Source organism: Burkholderia sp. Ac-20384 (genome assembly GCF_017104605.1).
GTDB lineage: Bacteria > Pseudomonadota > Gammaproteobacteria > Burkholderiales > Burkholderiaceae > Burkholderia > Burkholderia lata.
In genome coordinates this window covers 1-1053 of record NZ_JAAGPE010000679.1, presented here as the reverse complement: position 1 = coordinate 1053, position 1053 = coordinate 1, and the positions used below count along the sequence as shown (strand labels likewise).

Sequence of the window (1053 nt, the reverse complement as noted above, 5' to 3'; positions counted from 1 at the left end):
CGCGGCGAGCGTCGGCAGCTCGGCCGCGCCGGCGACGCGCCGTTCGGCCCGGCTCTGTCGCAGCCGCGCCGACGCGGCCGCGACGTCGAGATTGGCATCGGCCAGGCGTTGTTCGAGCGTATTCAGCACGGGGTCGTCGAACAGGGTCCACCAGTCGGCGTTGAAGGCGGCCTCGACGGGCTGGCTGGCGGCCTGCAGGGTGTGCGTGCGTTCGAACACCGGTGGCACCGTGCTCGTCGGCGCCTCGAAGTTCGGCCCCATGGTGCAGGCCGTCAGCGCGGCGCCGGCGATGAGCGCAAGCGTCGCCGCGCGCAGGATGCGAATGGGGTTCATCGTTGCGTCTCCCGCTCGTTCCCGGTCTCGCGATGCGCGCCGGTGTCGACGCTCGCTTCGACGGACAACCCCACGCTCAGCGCGGCGGCCTGCTCGCGCGGTCCGTCGATGGCGATCTTGACCGGCACGCGCTGCACGACCTTCGTGAAATTGCCGGTGGCGTTGTCGGGGGCGATCGGTGCGAAGCTCACGCCGGTGGCCGGCGCGAGGCTCGCGACATGGCCCGCGATGCTGACACCCGGCAGGCTGTCGACGCGGATGCGCACGCGGTCGCCCGGATGCATCGCACCGATCTGGTTCTCCTGGAAATTCGCGATCACGTACGCATCGGCGAGCGGCACGATCGCGAGCAGCGGCGCGCCGGGTGTGACGAAGGCGCCGACCCGCGCGGTGCGGCGGCCCACCTTGCCGTCGACGGGCGCACGGACTTCCGTGTAGGACAGGTTCAGCTTCGCCTGTTCGAGCGCAGCCTCGGCGCGGGCCAGTGCGCCGCTTGCCTGGTCGCGCCGGGCGCGCAGCACGGCGAGGTTCTGGCTGATCGACGCCAGCGCGGCCGCGTCGCCGGCGCGTTTCGCCAGTTGCCCGGCCAGCGTGCTGGCCGCGCGTTGCTGCTCCTGCGTGGTACCGGCGCCGTTGTCGGCCAAGTCGCGGTAGCGGGCATCGTTGGCCTGCGAGAATTGCACGGCCGCATCGTCGGCGCGCAGCGCGGCGCGCGCCTGA

At 72.5% G+C, this 1053-nt stretch carries 1 protein-coding gene and 1 pseudogene; both read right to left on the bottom strand.

Annotated features, from left to right (window positions below):
• A pseudogene (locus G3O00_RS42805) lies at positions 1–333 on the bottom strand (TolC family protein); the annotation flags it as partial.
• A partial coding sequence (locus G3O00_RS42800; RefSeq protein ID WP_206146607.1) for an HlyD family secretion protein occupies positions 330–1053 on the bottom strand: 724 nt, incomplete at its 5' end. The gene G3O00_RS42800 and the pseudogene G3O00_RS42805, both read right to left, overlap by 4 nt.